Here is a 16,875-nt window from a genome sequence, read left to right on the forward strand (position 1 = left end):
TATCGGGGGCGGGCGTTTCGGTGGGTTCCGGGGTTGGTCAGGTGCTGCCGCCGGGACCACTGCGGGTGGACTTGTGCCCCTGTGGAGCTGATGCCGTCAACGAATCAGCTGACCCCTGGACCGACCCCGCTGACCCCACGGCTGTCACCTGTCCTGATTCGTTTGCGGCATCAGCTCCAAAGCGTCGCTACCCAGGACGTCGCCCTCCGACGATCGGACGACATGTGCCCAGGTCGACGAACGCGACAGGCATCAGCTCGGTCACCCGGTCGCGCAGACAGTGCCGTTGAGGGTGAACGCGGTGGGCAGCACGTTCGGGCCGCTGTACGCGCCGACGAAACCGGCGCTCACTGTGGCACCCACGGCGATCTGCCGGTTGTCGTCGGTCGGGGTGACCCGCACGGCGGTGCCGACCTGTTCCCAGGTGGCGCTCCAGCCGCTGCTCACCTGCTGCCAGCCGGTGGGCCAGGTCCAGGTGAGCGTCCAGCCGCTGATTGGCTTCGTCCCGTTGTTGGTGATGTCGACGCCACCGATGTAGCCGTTGCCCCAGTCGTTGGCGGTGGTGAAACGGACGGTGCACGCGCTGGCGGCGGGGCTGCCGGTGGCGAAGGTCAGCGGCGGTGAGGACCAGGAGACCCGGCCGGCGGTGTCGCGGGCCAGCACATTGACGGTGTACCTGCTGCCCGGCACCAGGTTGTCGACAGTGAACGAGGTGGACGCCGTCTCGCCGAACTGCTCGCTGACCGCGCCGTTGTGCCGGTACACCTCGTACTTGGCGATGGGGCTGCCACCCGGTGTGGCCGCCGGCCAGGTGATCGTCGCGGCGCGGTCGGTGACGCCGCTCGCGGTGGGCTGGCCCGGCGTCGAGGGCCGTCCGGCGGACGTGCCGGCCGGTCGCAGCACGATCGTGGTCAACGAGTACGCCGGCAGCGTGCGGCTGGTCGCCGAACCGGACTGGCCGGTCGCGATGCCGGTGGCGCCGTTGGTGAGGGTGGACACCGTCGGTGCGACCGCCGACGGGGTGAACCCGGCGTAGTCGATGGTGACCGGGTGGTCGTTGTCCGGGTCCTTGTTCACCAGCAGCACGGCGAGGTCACCGTTGGCCCGGCGGACGGCGTGCGCGGTGACCAGCGGCTCGTCGGTGCCGGCGCGGACGAACTGGTCGCCGGGCGTCGCGAAGAGCTTCATCATGCGCAGCCCGTGGTACGGCGCGAAGGGCGTGTTCAGCGGCGGCTGGCAGACCGAGCCGTCCTCGGTGCAGGCGCCGCTGGAGAGCATCCCGAAGTCGCCGTAGTCGGTCTGGCCGGCCACCTGCGTCACGGTGCCCATGCCGTTGTGCACGTTCCACCACTGAACGGTGAAGACGCCGCTCTCCAGCAGCCCGCTGTATACGTCGGCCAGGAAGAGTGCCGCCGGCTGGGTGGTCCGGCCCGCGTCGACGTTCAGCTCGGTGAAGCTGATGCCGATACGGTCGGCGTTCGCACCGGCGTACCGCGCGAGTTGTTGCCGCAGCAGGTAGGTGGCGTCGGGGAGGTGGTTGACGCGGGCCAGCGACTCGGCTGCCGTGCCGCCCGGGTACCAGTGCACGTCCACGAAGTCGATCTTCGGGCCGGCGATGGAGAGCACCGTCTGGTTCCACGGGCCGGGGTCGCTGCCGGCGGTGATCCCGTCCGGCCAGTTGCCCGGCATGGTCAACACCGCCCCGACCTTGACGCTCGGGTCCACCGCCTTCATCGCGTCGGCGTACTCGACGACCAGCCTCGCGTACTGTGTCGCGCTCTTGTCCGGGTGGTTGTCCGCCTCCCAGGCGGACCCGTAGTGGCCGTTGCCGTAGTTCTCGTTGCCGACGGTCCAGTAGCGGGCGTCGTAGCCCTTCGTCACGTTGGCGTACCGCACCCAGTCGGCGGCCTCGGCGGGGGTGCCGGTGCCGTAGTTCGCAATGATCATCGGTTGGGCGCCGGCGCGCCGGACCGCCGCCATGAAGGTGTCGAAGTCGGTTCCCGGTGCGACGTAACCGCCGGGCGCGGTGTGGTCCTTCCAGTGGTAGATGTCGGCGTACGAGCCGCCGGGGTAGCGCATCATCTGCACGCCGGCGTCGCGGAGCAGGTCCGATGTCTCGGCGGTGCCGAGGTTCGCGTCCCAGATGGCGTGGTTGACGCCGAGCGCGGTGTCCGGCACGGTCGCCAGACCGGCGCGGGTGTTGACGGTAACGGTGACCGGGTCGGCTGCCGCGCTGGCGGATGGCGGGTTGACGCCCGCGAGCGCGCTCGCGGCGAGCAGCAGGCCCGCCAGGAGTGCCGCACGGGTCTTCGGTGTACGCATGGGCGGGGTTCCTTCGCGCAGGTGAGCCGCCCCGCCAGTCACTGTGCGACGCGGGCACGGGCGAGCTCGTGGACGATTGGCCTTCGTTGGCCCATCGCTTGTGTCACCGTCCCCCGGGATCGCATCTGGATCCCGGCTGCCCAGTGGACGGAGGTCAGCCCGCGCGCGGCTTCATCGACGTACCACAATGGCACTGGCGGCTGGACAATCTCAAGGTGCGACAGGCTGACCGCCGTCGGCGTACCCCGTCGGTTGTCGCCGCCACTGGGTGGCGTCCCGCTGTTCGGGCCCGGACTCCGAACAGCGGGACGCGACCCGGGCGGCCAGGGCCGGGACCGACGGTCGTCTTCAGGGGCGGCCCAGGGGTGGGCCGCTGCTCAGCGGTGCGCGCTGACAGGCGGGCGGCCGGTTGTCGTCGCACGACTGTCCCGGCTGCTGCGCTGCCCTGGATTCCCGGTGGCCGTTCATGCCTCGGCCGCGTGGCGCGCGGGTCGCCCGGTGGTGGTCTCGGGCCGTCTCGCGCCGGCCGCGTGCCACCCGCCCCACGCCACGATCGTCGTCCGTCACGCCGCGGGTCACTGTCACTGGCGACAACTCCGTCACCGCGGCCCGAGGTCGTTCGAGTACCGACGACTGTCCGTAACGTTAACGCTAACAGTGAGCGATTGTCCATAGACAACTGCCGTTGTTGGCTGCTGCGGTGGTGGTGTTTCGGCGGGACGGCGCGGCATCAGGTCGACGGCGACGCGGTCGACCGCCGCGCGCACCGGCGGAATAGCCTTGCGGCATGCGGGGACGATTCGGGGCGGCCAGGCGGTGGTACGCGGAGCATCGGCGGTTGGCCCGCTGTGCGGTGCTCGCGCTCGTGGTGGGGGCGGTGGCGCTGGCCGGGGGCACCGTGGCCAGCGTGACGTGGATCCGCGACATCGCCGACGGCCATCTCTACGCCGAGGCCGAGGTGCCGGACGCGCCGGTCGCGCTGGTGCTGGGCACCAAGGTGGACGCGGACGGCATACCCTCCCCCGTCCTCGCGGCCCGGTTGGAGATCGCGCGGCGACTGTTCGACGCCGGCAAGGTTCGGGCGATCCTCGTGTCGGGCGACAACATGAACGCCGACTACAACGAGCCCGCCGCGATGCGGAGCTGGCTGGTGGAGCGGGGCGTGCCAGCACACAAGGTGGTGCCGGACTACGCCGGATTCGACACCTACGACTCGTGCGCGCGGGCCGAGCGGATCTTCGGGGTGCGGCGAGCCACAGTGGTGACCCAGTCCTTCCATCTTCCGCGCGCCGTGGCGCTGTGCCGGCGGCTCGGCATCGACGCCAATGGGGTGGGCGACGACAGCGCGAAGCGGTACGCCCAGACGTGGTGGTTCAGTTCCTCCCGGGAGAACGGCGCCTGCCTGAAGGCCGCGCTGGACCTGCTCTCCGGTCGGGATCCGGCGCACCTGGGCCGCCGCGAGACGGGCGTCGACGACGCGTTGCGGGTCGACTGAGCAGGATCACGACCGGGCAGGTGCGACGCTGTCGCGGACGATGAGTTCGGTGGCGAGCTCCACCCGGGGGCTCTCGGTCCGCTCGCCGCTGGCCAGGCGCAGCACGGTACGCGCGGCCAGCATGCCCATCTCGGCCAGGGGTTGACGGACGGTGGTCAGCGGCGGCGAGCACCACCGCACCTCCGGCAGGTCGTCGAAGCCGACCACGCTGACGTCGTCGGGCACCCGCAGGCCGCGTTTGCGGACCGCCTCGTAGACGCCGAGGGCCATCTGATCGCTGGAGGCGAAGATGGCGGTGGGTGGGTCGGGCAGGCTCAGCAGCTGTATACCCGCGGTGAAGCCGGACTCGTGGTAGAAGTTTCCCGGCCGGATCAGGGCGTCGTCGATGGGGATACGCGCGGCGCCGAGGGCGGCCCGGTAACCGTCCATGCGGGCCCGGCTGCACATCAGGTGCGGCGGGCCGGCGATGAAGCCGATGCGACGATGACCCAGGTTGATCAGGTACTGGTTGGCGCTGAGGCTGCCCGCCCAGTTGGTGGCGCCGATGGTGGGTGACTCCTGCGGGTCGACCCCGGCCGGGTCGATGATGACGACCGGCAGGTGCAGCCGACGCAGCTCGGCCTGCAACGGCGGGTTCACCATCGAGGTCACGAAGATGATGCCCTCGGTGGAGCGCGTACGCATGTTGTCGAGCCACTGCTTGGCCGAGGACATCCGCCAGTGGATGGCCGACACGACGGTGCCGACGCCGCTGGCCTGGCCGACGTCCTCCACCCCCCGGATGATCTCCACCGCCCACGGGCTGTCCAGGTCGTTGAAGACCAGGTCGATCAGGGCGGCGTCGGTCCGCCGGGCCGGTGCACGGCGGCGGTAGCCGTGCCGGTTGAGGAGCGCCTCGACGCGTTCCCGGGTGTCGGGGGCGACGTCGGAGCGGCCGTTGATGACCCGGGAGACGGTGGGTACGGAGACTCCGGCCAACCGGGCGATCATGGCGATGGTGACGTTTCGGCCGTTCGCTGTGCCCACGGTCCCCCTGCCTCCTGTTGGAAACGTCAGGTCTGCTCGCGGTGGTGTGCTGTCATCCCTTGACGCTGCCGGTGAGGCCGCCGATGAGTTGGCGTTCGGCCACCGCGTAGAAACCCAGGGCCGGCACCATCGACAGCACGACGTAGGCGAGCACCCGTGCGGTCTCGGCGGTGTACTGGCCCTGGAATGCCTGCACTCCGACGGGCAGGGTCCACCAGCTCTGGTCGGTGAAGACGACCAGCGGGAGCATGAAGTTGTTCCAACTGGTCACCACGGCCAACACCGAGACGGTGGCCAGGGCCGGACGGGCCATCGGCAGCAGGACCCGCCAGAAGAAGCCGAACGAGCCGCAGCCGTCGAGGACGGCGGCCTCCTCGATCTCCGCCGGGATGGTGCGGAAGAACTGGCGCAGGATGATGATGGTGATCGGCAGCCCGAAGGCGGCCTGGGGCAGAATGACACCGAGCGGGTTGTCCAGCAGGCCCATGCCGCGCAGCAGGACGAACAGCGGCAGGATGGCCACCGCGAACGGGAACATCAGGCCGATCGCGAACAGGGTCACCAGAAACTCGCGGCCCCGGAAGGCGTACCGCGCGAAGACGAACGCGGCCATCGCCGCCGCGGCGACGACGATGACGGTGCTGCTCACGGCGATGAGCAGACTGTTGCCGAGCTGCCGCCAGAACACCTCGGACGTCAGGATGTCCGTGTAGTTCGACGGCAGCCAGGGGTCGGGCCAGCCCAGCGGATTGGTGGAGAGCTGACCGTTGTCCTTGAAGCCGCCGAGCACGCCGAACCAGACCGGTACGACGATGAGTGCTCCGACGAGGACGCAGACGAGGTGCAGCACGAGGCCGCGGGTCCGCTGGGCGCGGTTCACGGTCATCGCGGGCCTCCCTGGTTGGTGATCGCGCCCGCGGTGTCCCGGCGCAGGACGATGCGCTGGTAGAAGAGAGCGAAGACGAGACTCAGCAGGAACATGACGATGCTGATCGCGCTGGCGTAGCCGACCTCGAAGCGGCGGAAGCCGTACTCGTACATCGTCACGGCCATGGTCTCCGACGAGTGGATCGGGCCGCCCCGGGTGAGCACCCAGACCATGTCGAACAGTTGGATGGTGCCGATGACCGACAGGAAGACGCTGATGCGGATCGTCGGCCCGAGCAGGGGCAGTGTGACGTGCCGGAACGCCTGCCAGGCGGAGGCGCCGTCGGTCACCGCGGCCTCGGACAACTCCTTGGGGATGCCCTGACGGGCGGCGAGGAAGAGCATCATGTAGAGGCCGAAGTATTTCCAGGACACCACGAGGAAGACGGCGTACAGCACGGTGTCCGGGTCGGCGAAGACCGTGCCGGCGTCGGCGCTCAACCACGTCGCGATCGCGTCGCCCAGGCCCCGGTTGGGTGAGAACACCAGGTCGAACAGGACGGCCGTGGTGACCTCGGAGAGCACGTACGGCGCGAAGAAGATCAGCCGGTACGCGGCGCGACCCCGCAGTGGCTGGTTGAGCAGCATGGCCAGGGCCAACGCCGCGGGCAGCTGGACGACCAGGGACAGCAGCACCAGGACGAAGCCGCGCCAGAGGTCACCCCGGAAGGTCGGGTCCTGGAAGGCGCGGGTGTAGTTGTCCAGCCCGATGAAGTTCTCCGGCAGCCCGAAGCCGTTCCACTTGTAGAGGCTGGCGTAGCTGGCCACCAGGATGGGGGCGACGACCAGCAGCAGGAACAGCACCAGGGCTGGGGTGAGAAAGATGGCGAGGACGCCGCCGCGGCCCGGCCGGGGCTGGCGGCCGCGCTGTCGCACGGTGCCCGGCCCCGGTGCCGGCGGGTCCGTCGCCGGGTCGCCGCGCCTGGCGTCCGACACGGTCGATGGCCTGGTCATGCCTGCTCCACAGGGGGTTCTCCGGCTACGGATGGGTGGGTGGTCACGGTCAGACGGTCTTCGCCACCTGCGTGATGTCCTTGACGATCTGCGCGGGCGACTTGTTGCCGGCGACCAACTCGGCGACGCTGTCGTTGATCTGCGAACCGAGCGCCGGCGCGTACGCCTGGTCGAGGTAGAGCTGGAAGCCGGTGTAGCTGGCCAGGGTCTCCGCGAGGAGCTTGCCGTTGGCGTCGGGGATGGCCGTCGCGGCCTCCCGCACCGTCGGTAGCACCGCGCCGGTCTGCGCCGACTTACGCTGGTTGTCGGCGCTGAGCAGGAACTTCAGGAAGTCGGCGGTGGCGGCGGGGGCGTCCTTGCCGATGGCGAAGCCGTTGCCGCCGCCGAACACCTCAGTCGTGGCGCCCTTTCCACCGTCGACAGTGGGGAAGGGGAAGAAGCCGAGCTTGTCGCCGAGGCCCTTCTTGCTGGTGGAGCTGGAAGCCTGGACCGCGGGTGCCCACTGCCCCATCAGCTCCATCGCCGCGCCGCCGTTGCCCATGGCGGCGGCCTGGCCGTCGGGCGTCCCGTACGCCGCACCGAGGAACCCCTTCTGGAACGGCTGCAGGTCGACGAGTTCCTTCAGCCGATCGCCGGCGGCGACGAGGTCAGGCGAATCGAAGTTCTTGTCGTCGACGGCCTTCTGCAGCGCGCCCACCCCGCCGACGCGCATCGCGAGGTAGGACCAGTAGTAGTGGGCCGGCCACTTGTCCTTGCCGGCCAGGGCGATCGGAGTGATGCCGGCGGCCTTGAGTTGACGGACCGCGTCGAGCAGACCCGTCCAGGTGGTGGGCGCGGCGGTGATGCCGGCGCGGGTGAAGAGGTCCTTGTTGTACCAGAAACCGACCATGCCGATGTCGAACGGAACACCGTAGATCTTGCCGTCGATCGTGTACGGCTCCAGGGCGGCGGGCAGCAGGCCCCCGATCCACGGCTTCACGTCGTCGGTGATGTCCTTGACCAGGCCCGCGTCCACCTGCTGCTTGAGAACGCCACCACCCCAGGACTGGAACAGGTCGGGCGGGTCACCTGCCTGGGTGGCGGTGGTGAGCTTGGCCTTGAACGCCTCGTTCTCCAGCGGCTGGATGTCGAGGGTGACGTTGGGGTGTGCGGCCTTGTACTCGTTGGCCAGCGCCGCCCAGACCGGAAGCATCGGCTCGGTGTTCTGGATGTGCCACCAGTTGATGGTCTGCGGGGCGTTCGGGTCGCTGGGCTCGTCGTCGCCGCACGCGCTCAGCAGACAGGCGCCGGCGCCGGCACCGGCGAGACCGAGCAGCGTTCGACGGGAAAGGTACGTGGTCATGATCCATCCCTTCGGGGACTCACGGGGGGTGCTCGAACGCCGGCCGAGCCGGCCTGTGGGGATCCACGGATCTCCGAAACTTTCAATGCTTCGCCGGTAATACCGATCGATGGCCGGCACGCTACGAGCTGTCGCCTCACCGGTCAATACCTCTGTCCTAATACGAAAAGACCGGCTAGCGTAGGCACGACCTTCAATGGCCCCGGATCGCGAGTTTCCGGAAGTTGCAGACCGCCCGCCGAGAGGAGCGCTCGTGTCGACCGACATCGCTGACGTGGCGACCGCTGCCCGGTCGATCCGCAATCCCGTCCTCGCCGGCTTCCACCCGGACCCGTCGATCCTGCGCGTCGGCGACGACTACTACCTGGCCACCTCGACCTTCGAGTGGTACCCGGGGGTGCGCGTGCACCACTCGCGCGATCTGGTGAACTGGCGCAGCCTCGGTGGGATCATCACCGAACGGCGGCTACTCGATCTGCGCGGCTGCGGCGACTCCAACGGGGTGTGGGCGCCCGATCTGACGTACCACGACGGTCTGTTCCACCTCGTCTACAGCGACGTGGCCAGCTTCGCCAGCGGCTACTGGGATCCGCAGAACTTCCTGGTCACCGCCGAGGACATCACCGGCCCCTGGTCCGATCCGGTGACACTGCACGGGCGCGGGTTCGACGCGTCGCTGTTCCACGACGACGACGGCACCAGCTGGTTGCTGGGCATGAGCGCGGACTGGCGACCCGGCCGTGACCGCTTCGGCGGCATCGAGATCCAACGCTACGACCCGGCCGCGCGCCGGCTGGTCGGCAGCCCCCGCATCGTGTTCACCGGCTCCCCGGCCGGGCTCACCGAGGGTCCACACCTGTACCGCCACGACGGCTGGTACTGGCTGATCACCGCCGAGGGCGGCACCAGCTGGGAGCACCAGGTCACCATGGCGCGCTCCCGGGAGCTGTTCGGGCCGTACCAGGTGGACCCGGACGGGCCGCTGCTCACCTCCTGCGGGCGACCCGAGCTGCGGTTGCAGAAGGCGGGTCACGGCAGCCTGGTCCGTACCCAGCACGGCGAGTGGTACCTGGCCCACCTGGTCGGCCGACCGTACTCGCCGCTGGGCAACTGCGTGCTGGGCCGGGAGACCGCTATCCAGCGGGTGGAGTGGCCGTCGGGCGGTTGGCCGCGGGTCGCCGCAGGGGTGCCCGCGGACGAGGTCGTCGCACCCGATCTGCCCGCCCACCCGTGGCCGGCGGAGCCCGAGACGGACCACTTCGACGCCCCGGAGCTGGGCCGCTGCTGGTCGACGCTACGACGGCCGGCCACCGCGGACTGGGTCGACCTGCACAGCCGCCCGTCGTACCTGCGGATCCACGGCGGGCAGTCGCCGGTCGGCCGACAGGCACCCAGCCTGGTCGGGCGGCGCGTCGGCGCGATGGAGTGCTCGCTGGAGACCGTGGTGGAGTTCGCGCCGGCCGACCACCGCCAGCTCGCCGGGATCACCGCCTACTACAACACCCTCAACTGGCACCACCTCTACCTGACCCGGGCCGACGACGGGCGGACGGTGCTGGAGCTGCTCAGCTCCGACAACGGGCGGCGCACCGCGTACCCCGAGCTGAGCGTCGATGTCGACGGCGTCACCCGGGTCGGACTGCGGGCCGTCTTCGACGGACCGGCGGTGCGCTTCGAGTACGACCTCGGCACCGGTTGGCAGCGGCTACCTGTCGAGCTGGACGCGACCATCCTCTCCGACGAACACGCCGCGCTGATCATCGACGGTGAGCCGGCGGCGTGGGGCTTCACCGGGGCCTTCCTCGGCCTGTGGGTGCAGGGCCTGGGCGGCGGCGACGTACACGCCGACTTCGACCTCGCCACCTACCGGGAGCGGTGACCACGCGGACGGCACTCGGCGGGTGCCGTCCGCGTTCCCACCCGTCCTACCTGACCTGGGCGGCGACAGTGCGCAGCTGGCCGAGGGTGGTGCGGAAACCGTGGCCGGACGCGGCCGGGTCCTCGGTGAGCAGACCACTGACGGCCATGGCCTGCGAGCGGGTCACGGCGACGGCCTCCGCGCCGGCCCCGCTCACGTCGAACACCCCGAAGTCGCCGCTGAGCGTCCGGAACGTCGGGGCCGTCGGGTCCTTGGCCAGGTAGAGCACCACGACCTGGCCCGCCTCCAGGGTGGACATGTGCGCCGCGTCCGGCACACCGCTGGGCAGGCTGGCGAGCGTGATCCGCGCCCCGGCCCGCACTGTCGATCCGGTCGCCGCGCGCAGCACCTCGTCGACCCGGAAACCGGCCGCCTCGACCTCGCCCCGGACGACCAGGTCGGCGGCCTCGCTGAGCTGCCGCACGGTGCCGTACCCGCGCAGCTTGCCCTTGATCGGCGGGGCGGCGCTGCTGGGCGTTGCGGCGCTGCTCGGGGCGGCGCTGCTCGGGGCGGCGCTGCTCGGGGCGGCGCTGCTCGGGGCGGCGCTGCTCGGGGCGGGTGCGGCGGCCTGGTCGGCGTCGGCGCTACCGCACGCGGACAACGCCGCCGCGGCGAGCACGGCGGCGGCGGTGGCCACCAGAGACCGGGTACGGCGCAGGTCGACTGCCATGGAACGCTCCTTGCGTCTCGGTGCCGTCCCGGGGCGTCTCGCCCGGAACGCGGCACTGCTTACGCCTTCTATCTGTGCGCTCCGGGCGGCGGGTTCCATCTTTTCGGGCTCGCCGGCGCTTTGTCAGACTCAGCCGCGCTCGCTGGCGAGCTGGCGGAGGTCGGCCAGCGTGGTGACGAACGCGCGGCCCGCCCCGGTGGCGTCCTCGGTCCGCAGACCGGTCACCGACATCGCCGACGACCGGCTGGTGGCCGTCTCCCCGGCGAGGTCGAAGATCCCGAAGTCGCCGCTGAGCGGGGCGTAGACGCGCGCCTGCGGGTCGCTGAGGGCCAGGTAGAGCACGCTCGGCCGGCCGGGCGACCCGGCCGATTCGGTGCCCACCGTGATCTCCGTGGAGACCGGGGCGACCGGGGCGCGGTAGAGCACCTCGGCCACCCGGTAGACGCTCCGCCCGTCCGCCACCGACACGACCTCACCCTGGACCACCAGGTCCGCCGAGTCGGTGAGTTCGCGCACCGTGCCGTACGCCCGGATCTTGGCGACCGCGCCCGGCGGCGGGAGGCGGGCGGCCGAGCGGCTCGCCTGCGGCGACGGCAGCGCCGCCGGGGGTTCGTCGCCCGAGCTGACGGCGAGCCCGGCGCCGGCCGCCGCGACCAGGACCAGGACCAGCGCGGCCAGCGCGAGCGCCGGGCGCCGCAACACCCGGGGCGAGCTGCGTGTACGCGACTCCCGCGCGATCGCCGTCAGCAACCGGTCGCGGTGCAGCTCGTGCCGGCCCGCCGGCAGGTCGCGATCGCCGGGGTGCGGGGCGATCTCCGCCCACTCGGCCGGGTCGGGCGCGTTCACCGGCTGACCTCCCGCACGAACGAGGCGTCCACGACCGGCGCTCGCGCGGCGCGCGGCGGGGCATCGACGAGGGTACGGAGCCGGGCACGCGCGCGCGACAGTCGGGACCGCACCGTCCCGACCGGAACGCCCAGCGCCTCCGCCGCGGACTCGTAGTCGAGGCCCTCCCACAGGCACAGGGTCAGCACCTCACGCTCGGGGCGGCGCAGCCGGGCCAACGCATCGAGCGCGGCGGCGATGCGTCGGCGGTCGTCGAGTCGGCCGGCGACCTCGTCGGCGTGGTCGGGCACCGTGAGGTCGGCGGCGATCAGCGCGGCGGCCACCCTGCGGTAGCGGCGGTTGCTGCGGGTGTGGTTGCGGGCCTCGTTGGTGGCGACGCCGAGCAGCCAGGGGCGCAGCGACCCACCCTCCTCGGTGACCCGCTCCCGGGACCGCCAGGCTTGCAGGTACGTGGCGGCCATGACGTCCTCCGCCGTGGCCCAGTCGGCGGTCAGCCGGAACGCGTGGTTGTACACCGAGCGCGCGTACGCGTCGAACAGCTCGGCGAACGCGCCGGGATCACCGGCTCGCACCCGGGCGCGCAGACTCGACTCCATGACCATCTTCTGTCCGTCGGACGGTGCTGGTTCCGACGGACCGGCCCGTTGATCAGTTACGGCCCGACGATAGCCACCGGCATGGACGCGCCGCCAACGACGGGGTGAACAGGCGCTGTCACGCCTCGCGGTCGTCGATTGACGGGAAATCAACGTACTGGTATCTGTTAATACAGTTTCCTGATGCTCGCGGTGCCCGCCGGGGCCGAACTTCCGCGCCGGGTCACCGACCGGCCGGCGGCACGCCGCCCCTTCCCCGAGGAACACCATGGTTCACCAGAGAACAGCCGCATCCGTCGTGGGAGCCCTGCTGATCGGCGTCGCCGCCGTCGGCTACGGCGTAACGTCGGCGAGCGCCGCGACCGCCGGCCCGATCACCGGCCTCGGCGGCAAGTGCATCGACGTGGCCGGCGCCAACCCGGCCAACGGCACAGCCGTCCAGCTCTACGACTGCAACGGCAGCGCGGCCCAGACGTGGACCGTCGGCAACACCGACACCTCGATCCGGGCACTCGGCAAGTGCCTCGACGTGACCGCCGCGTCGACCGCCAACGGCGCCAAGGTGCAGCTGTACGACTGCAACAACACCGGCGCCCAGAAGTGGACCGCCAGCAACGGCGCCCTGGTCAACTCCGGCTCCGGCAAGTGCCTCGACGTCACCGACCGGAGCACCGCGAACGGCGCCCGGTTGCAGATCTGGACCTGTGGCGGCACCACGAACCAGCGGTGGACCCTGCCGGGCGGCGGCACCCCCACCCCCACGCCCACCAACCCGAGCGGCACCAACCTCGACGACCCGGCGAAGAAGGACGTCGCCATGCAACTCGTCTCGGCCGCGGAGAACTCGTCGCTCGACTGGCGCGCGCAGTTCTCCTACATCGAGGACATCGGTGACGGGCGCGGCTACACCGCCGGCATCATCGGCTTCTGCTCCGGCACCGGCGACATGCTCGAACTGGTCGAGGCGTACACCCGCACCAAGCCGGGCAACGTGCTCGCCGGCTACCTGCCGGCGCTGCGCACCGTCAACGGCACCCCGTCGCACTCCGGCCTCGACCCCAACTTCCCCCGCGACTGGCGGACCGCCGCCACCGACCCGGTCTTCCAGGCCGCCCAGGAGGCCGAACGCGACCGGGTCTACTTCAACCCATCGGTACGCGACGGCAAGAACGACCAGGTCCGGGCGCTCGGCCAGTTCGCCTACTACGACGCGGCGGTCATGCACGGGTACGAGGGCATGCGTCAGATCCGCAGCCGCGCCCTGAACCGGGCCAAGCCGCCGGCCCAGGGCGGCGACGAGCGGACCTGGCTCAACGCCTTCCTCGACGAGCGGGTCATCGAGATGAAGAAGGAGGCGGCCCACTCGGACACCTCCCGCGTCGACACCGCCCAGCGGGTGTTCCTCAACAACGGCAACTTCAACCTGAACACCCCGCTGGTGTTCGCCGTCTACGGCGACCAGTTCCGCATCGGGTAGGGCCTGTTTCATAAGGGCGGTCGAGCCGATGCGGAGTCCGGGCGGCAATCCGGCAAGGCGCGGTTTCGTCCGGATACCGGTGTCGTATCCAGACGAAACCGCAACGCCGCCGGTCGTCGTCCGGGCCCGCCGCAGGCCGGCCAGTCCTTATGGAACAGGCCCTAGGAGCGAGGGCCGGTAACGGGTATCCGGCCGGGTGGATGTGATCGCCGGTTGCCGGCTGTCCGTCCGGCAGTGTGTGACGGTGGCGGGTGGTCGAGCCAGCCCGGGTCGAACGCCCGGAACTTCTTGCCCACCGCTGCCGCACGCGCACCCCTTCAGGAGCGATCACGAGACACCCGCGGACTGCCGGTTTCTGGAAACCCGCTCCTAGCGGATCGTCACCGACTCCCCGACCGGGATACGCGCGTACTCGGTGCCGCCCTTGAAGTCCAACCAGCCGTCGAAGTACTCCTGGCCGAGTTCGTTGAGCGTGGCGTCGTGGATCGGGAACGCCCGCTCCGGCCGTACCGCCCGCACGAAGTCCAACGCCTCACTGAGCTTGAGCCAGGGTGCGGCAGCCGGCACGAGCAGCGTCGCCACCGGCGACGGCGGGACGAACAGCGAGTCGCCCGGGTGGTAGACCGTGCCGTCGACGACGAAACCGACGTTGGCGCAGCCCGGCAGACCGTCGTAGATCTCGGCGTGCGCCCCACCCACCACGTCGACGGCGAACCCGGCCGCCGTGAACCGCTGTCCCGCGTCGACGGCGACCGCCGCGCCGCCCAGCTCGGGGGCCGACGCGATCGCTGCCGACGGCAGGTACACCCGGAACGCGGAGTTGCGCTGACTCGCCGCCACGAGCTTGTCGATGTCGAGATGGTCGGGATGCTCGTGCGTCACCAGCACCTCGTCGACCCCGTCGAGCGCTTCAGCCTCCGAGAACGTCCCCGGGTCGATCACCAGCACCCGGTCGTCCGCCTCCAGGCGCACACAGGCGTGGCCGTATTTGATCAAACGCATACGCCCACTATGGCACCGACGAACGGCCCGAAGCGGGGGCCCTGTTCGATCAGGCCGTGTCAGAGATCAGGCTGTTCCACAGTGTGACAACCAGCTCGAACGGAGCCGTCCCTGGGCGGGACCGTGGCCACCTGAGTCGTTGATCGTGCCTGCGCACAGTTCAGCGCCATGGTCGGACGTCCGTGGAACCGCATTAGCATCGATGCGGCGCGGGCGGTGCACTGCCCGACCGGAACGGAGGGCCAGTGGGCGCGGCGAGACCGGCATCGCTTCGGCGGTGGGCCGGCGTGCCCCGGTGGATTCGGGTCGTCGTGATCGTCACCGTCTGCGTCCTCGGGTACGGCGCGATCGTCCACCTAGGAGATTTGCTTGGCGTCCGGCCGGGTGGTCCCAGCCCGTCCACCCCCACCTGGCTGATGCTGTACTACACCTCGCTGACCGTGTTCGATCCGCTCGCGGCGCTGTTGCTAGCGCTGCGCCGGATCGAAGGACTGCTGCTCGGCTGTGCCGTGTTCGTCAGCGACGCGGCAGCGAACGGGTACGCCAACTACGTGCTGGACACCATGCCGGGGATCACGCCCGGCCGGGTCGGGCAAGCGGTGATCACGGCGCTCGCGGTCGCCCTGATCGCGGCGACGCCCGCGGTCGCTCCCTGGCTGCACCGGCCGCGCCGTGCCAGCTAGTGCGCTATCCATGAACGTCATCGGCTCTGATCGGTCAAGCGGCCGTGCTGGAACGCCGCGCGCGGACCGACTTGAGCGCAGACAGGGTGTGATCTGCGCCTTCGCGGCGGCGGTTCACACCCCACAGCTGGTCGTCGGCGAAGCGGTAGCAGCCGTGGAAGTAGCGGATCCCACACGTGCGCTTGTAGGTCGCGGGCAGCCGGTCCGGATCCGACCGTGGCGCCCACGAGCCGCCGTGGTGCGGGCGGATCGACAGTGGCCCAAACTGATCGAACGCGAAGCAGCGCTGCGGGAACCGGGTGGTCACTTCCTCGATCCGGTCCAGCTTCGCATCGAAGTCCGGATCCTCGACTCTTCCCACGTCCGGGTGCGCCGCCAGCTGACCTGGTTGTCACGCAGCAGCTGCCGCAGCCCTTCGCGGCCGACAACCACCCGCCGGTCATGGACAGCCCACTAGCGGCTGTCTCTCACAGCGGATCATTATCGGCCAGGCGAGCTGTGTGCGGCAGTGGTCGGCCGGTCCGACGACCTCGCTGCGGCGCTCATGCACTCCATAGACCGCCGCCCAGTCAATCGATCATGATGACTGAAAGTGTCGTACGTACGTTCTAGTCTCGGGTCATGGTCGAGGAGTTGGCGCAGGCAGACGACGCGGTCGCCGCGTGTGTCGACGCCGCCGCCTGGGCCCTTTCCGAGCAGGATTTGATCGCCGCGCTCGACGCCGCACACCGCATCGAGCAACGTTTCGCCGCGGTGAAGCTGACCCTGATCCGTGAGCTCGACGGCCGCGGCACCGCCACCGCCCACGGCGCCTCCTCCACCACGGTGTGGCTCCGCGAACGCCTGCACCTCACCATCACCGCCGCCCGCCGCCTCGTCGACCTCGCCAGCACCCTCGACACCGCCCACCCCGGCATCCGACAAGCACTCGCCGACGGGCAGATCACTGTCGACCAAGCCCAAGTCATCACCGACACCGCCACCACCGTGCACGCCGCCGCCGGTCGCGAGGCCGCCGACAAAGCCGTCAGCCTGCTCACCGACTGGGCCGGCCAGTTCGACCCCACCCACCTGCGGAAACTCAGCACCCGCATCCTCGACCACGTCGCCCCCGACCTCGACGACGCCGCAGCCGAAGCCGCCTTCGACGCCGAAGCCCGCCGCGCCACCCGCGACCGCCACCTCACCCTCTCCACCCTGACCGACGGCCGGCTGCGACTCACCGGCATCCTCGACACCGAGACCGCCGGGCTGCTCCGTGCCGCCATCGACCCCCTCACCGCGCCCTCGGGCCCTGACGACCAGCGCACTCCCGGGCAACGCCGGCACGACGCCCTCAGCGACGTGTGCCGCCTCGCCCTGCGCACCGGCGAGCTGCCCGAGCACGGCGGCGATCCGGCCCAGGTCGTCGTCACCACCAGCTACGACGGCTTGACCGGGCAATTGGGCGGCGGAACCCTCGACACCGACCTGCACCTCACCCCCGAGGTCGTGCGACGCCTCGCCTGCGACGCCGCCATCCTCCCCGCCGTCCTCAACGGCGCCGGCCAACCACTCGACCTCGGCCGACAACGCCGCCTCATCACCGGGCCCCTCCGACGCGCCCTGGTGCTGCGC

The 16,875-nt window shown here is 70.6% G+C and carries 14 protein-coding genes and 1 pseudogene; 5 read left to right on the plus strand and 10 right to left on the minus strand.

The features are described 5' to 3' along the window. Nucleotides 1-261 precede the first annotated feature (261 nt). Nucleotides 262-2,322: a cellulose binding domain-containing protein gene (locus tag IF22_RS0131155; protein ID WP_030337926.1), complete on the minus strand. Its 2,061-nt coding sequence runs from the start codon at nucleotides 2,320-2,322 to the stop codon at nucleotides 262-264. Nucleotides 2,323-3,109: 787 nt separating this feature from the next. Between IF22_RS0131155 and IF22_RS0131160 the strand changes: the two genes are divergently transcribed. Next, entirely contained in the window at nucleotides 3,110-3,817 is a 708-nt protein-coding gene (locus IF22_RS0131160) for a SanA/YdcF family protein (protein WP_030337927.1), read from the plus strand. 6 nt (nucleotides 3,818-3,823) lie between these two features. On the opposite strand, the gene IF22_RS0131165 is transcribed toward IF22_RS0131160, so the two are convergent. The 4 genes from IF22_RS0131165 to IF22_RS0131180 form a co-directional block, all read right to left on the minus strand. Next, entirely contained in the window at nucleotides 3,824-4,807 is a 984-nt protein-coding gene (locus IF22_RS0131165) for a LacI family DNA-binding transcriptional regulator (protein ID WP_051708897.1), read from the minus strand. A gap of 88 nt (nucleotides 4,808-4,895) precedes the next feature. Further along, the gene (locus IF22_RS0131170; RefSeq protein ID WP_030337929.1) at nucleotides 4,896-5,729 is read right to left on the minus strand and encodes a carbohydrate ABC transporter permease; all 834 of its coding nucleotides are present in this window, start codon (nucleotides 5,727-5,729) and stop codon (nucleotides 4,896-4,898) included. Further along, nucleotides 5,726-6,724 carry a carbohydrate ABC transporter permease gene (locus IF22_RS0131175; RefSeq protein WP_030337930.1) on the minus strand — a complete coding sequence of 333 codons (999 nt, stop codon included), beginning with the start codon at nucleotides 6,722-6,724 and terminating at the stop codon, nucleotides 5,726-5,728. The genes IF22_RS0131170 and IF22_RS0131175 overlap by 4 nt, the downstream gene beginning before the upstream one ends. 49 nt (nucleotides 6,725-6,773) lie before the next feature. After that, a complete protein-coding gene (locus tag IF22_RS0131180; protein WP_030337931.1) occupies nucleotides 6,774-8,066 on the minus strand; it encodes an extracellular solute-binding protein in 1,293 nt (430 codons plus the stop codon). Nucleotides 8,067-8,319: 253 nt separating this feature from the next. On the opposite strand from IF22_RS0131180, the gene IF22_RS0131185 reads away from it, so the two are divergent. Beyond that, nucleotides 8,320-9,945, plus strand: a complete 1,626-nt coding sequence (locus IF22_RS0131185; RefSeq protein WP_051708895.1) for a glycoside hydrolase family 43 protein — start codon at nucleotides 8,320-8,322, stop codon at nucleotides 9,943-9,945. A gap of 46 nt (nucleotides 9,946-9,991) precedes the next feature. Here the strand turns inward: IF22_RS0131185 and IF22_RS35260 are convergent, their stop codons facing one another. The 3 genes from IF22_RS35260 to IF22_RS0131200 form a co-directional block, all read right to left on the minus strand. Next, nucleotides 9,992-10,654, minus strand: coding sequence for a hypothetical protein (locus tag IF22_RS35260; protein WP_051708896.1), 663 nt, complete (start codon nucleotides 10,652-10,654; stop codon nucleotides 9,992-9,994). 129 nt (nucleotides 10,655-10,783) lie between these two features. After that, on the minus strand, nucleotides 10,784-11,500 hold the full coding sequence (locus tag IF22_RS0131195) for a hypothetical protein (protein ID WP_030337934.1): 717 nt from the start codon (nucleotides 11,498-11,500) through the stop codon (nucleotides 10,784-10,786). Next, entirely contained in the window at nucleotides 11,497-12,096 is a 600-nt protein-coding gene (locus IF22_RS0131200) for an RNA polymerase sigma factor (protein WP_081884194.1), read from the minus strand. The genes IF22_RS0131195 and IF22_RS0131200 overlap by 4 nt, the downstream gene beginning before the upstream one ends. A 298-nt stretch (nucleotides 12,097-12,394) precedes the next feature. Between IF22_RS0131200 and IF22_RS34790 the strand changes: the two genes are divergently transcribed. Then, nucleotides 12,395-13,573, plus strand: a complete 1,179-nt coding sequence (locus IF22_RS34790) for a chitosanase (RefSeq protein ID WP_245233788.1) — start codon at nucleotides 12,395-12,397, stop codon at nucleotides 13,571-13,573. Between the two features lie 369 nt (nucleotides 13,574-13,942). Here IF22_RS34790 and IF22_RS0131210 read toward each other — a convergent pair whose 3' ends face one another. Next, on the minus strand, nucleotides 13,943-14,575 hold the full coding sequence (locus tag IF22_RS0131210) for an MBL fold metallo-hydrolase (RefSeq protein ID WP_030337937.1): 633 nt from the start codon (nucleotides 14,573-14,575) through the stop codon (nucleotides 13,943-13,945). A 287-nt stretch (nucleotides 14,576-14,862) separates the two neighbouring features. Between IF22_RS0131210 and IF22_RS0131215 the strand changes: the two genes are divergently transcribed. After that, nucleotides 14,863-15,258: a hypothetical protein gene (locus IF22_RS0131215; RefSeq protein WP_245233789.1), complete on the plus strand. Its 396-nt coding sequence runs from the start codon at nucleotides 14,863-14,865 to the stop codon at nucleotides 15,256-15,258. Nucleotides 15,259-15,298: 40 nt separating this feature from the next. Here IF22_RS0131215 and IF22_RS33485 read toward each other — a convergent pair. After that, nucleotides 15,299-15,690: pseudogene (locus IF22_RS33485) on the minus strand (transposase); the annotation flags it as partial. A gap of 189 nt (nucleotides 15,691-15,879) precedes the next feature. Between IF22_RS33485 and IF22_RS0131225 the strand changes: the two are divergent. After that, nucleotides 15,880-16,875, plus strand: a 996-nt coding sequence (locus IF22_RS0131225; RefSeq protein WP_030337939.1) for a DUF222 domain-containing protein, incomplete at its 3' end; no start/stop codon positions are given.

This window comes from Micromonospora parva (assembly GCF_000718515.1).
Classification (GTDB): Bacteria; Actinomycetota; Actinomycetes; order Mycobacteriales; family Micromonosporaceae; genus Micromonospora; species Micromonospora parva.

Excerpts from the sequence above, each read along its gene's own strand:
- IF22_RS0131155 (WP_030337926.1), bottom strand. The coding sequence starts at position 2,322 with ATGCGTACACCGAAGACCCGTGCGGCACTCCTGGCGGGCCTGCTGCTC.
- IF22_RS0131160 (WP_030337927.1), top strand. The coding sequence starts at position 3,110 with ATGCGGGGACGATTCGGGGCGGCCAGGCGGTGGTACGCGGAGCATCGG.
- IF22_RS0131165 (WP_051708897.1), bottom strand. The coding sequence starts at position 4,807 with ATGATCGCCCGGTTGGCCGGAGTCTCCGTACCCACCGTCTCCCGGGTC.
- IF22_RS0131170 (WP_030337929.1), bottom strand. The coding sequence starts at position 5,729 with ATGACCGTGAACCGCGCCCAGCGGACCCGCGGCCTCGTGCTGCACCTC.
- IF22_RS0131175 (WP_030337930.1), bottom strand. The coding sequence starts at position 6,724 with ATGACCAGGCCATCGACCGTGTCGGACGCCAGGCGCGGCGACCCGGCG.
- IF22_RS0131180 (WP_030337931.1), bottom strand. The coding sequence starts at position 8,066 with ATGACCACGTACCTTTCCCGTCGAACGCTGCTCGGTCTCGCCGGTGCC.
- IF22_RS35260 (WP_051708896.1), bottom strand. The coding sequence starts at position 10,654 with ATGGCAGTCGACCTGCGCCGTACCCGGTCTCTGGTGGCCACCGCCGCC.
- IF22_RS0131200 (WP_081884194.1), bottom strand. The coding sequence starts at position 12,096 with ATGGAGTCGAGTCTGCGCGCCCGGGTGCGAGCCGGTGATCCCGGCGCG.
- IF22_RS0131210 (WP_030337937.1), bottom strand. The coding sequence starts at position 14,575 with ATGCGTTTGATCAAATACGGCCACGCCTGTGTGCGCCTGGAGGCGGAC.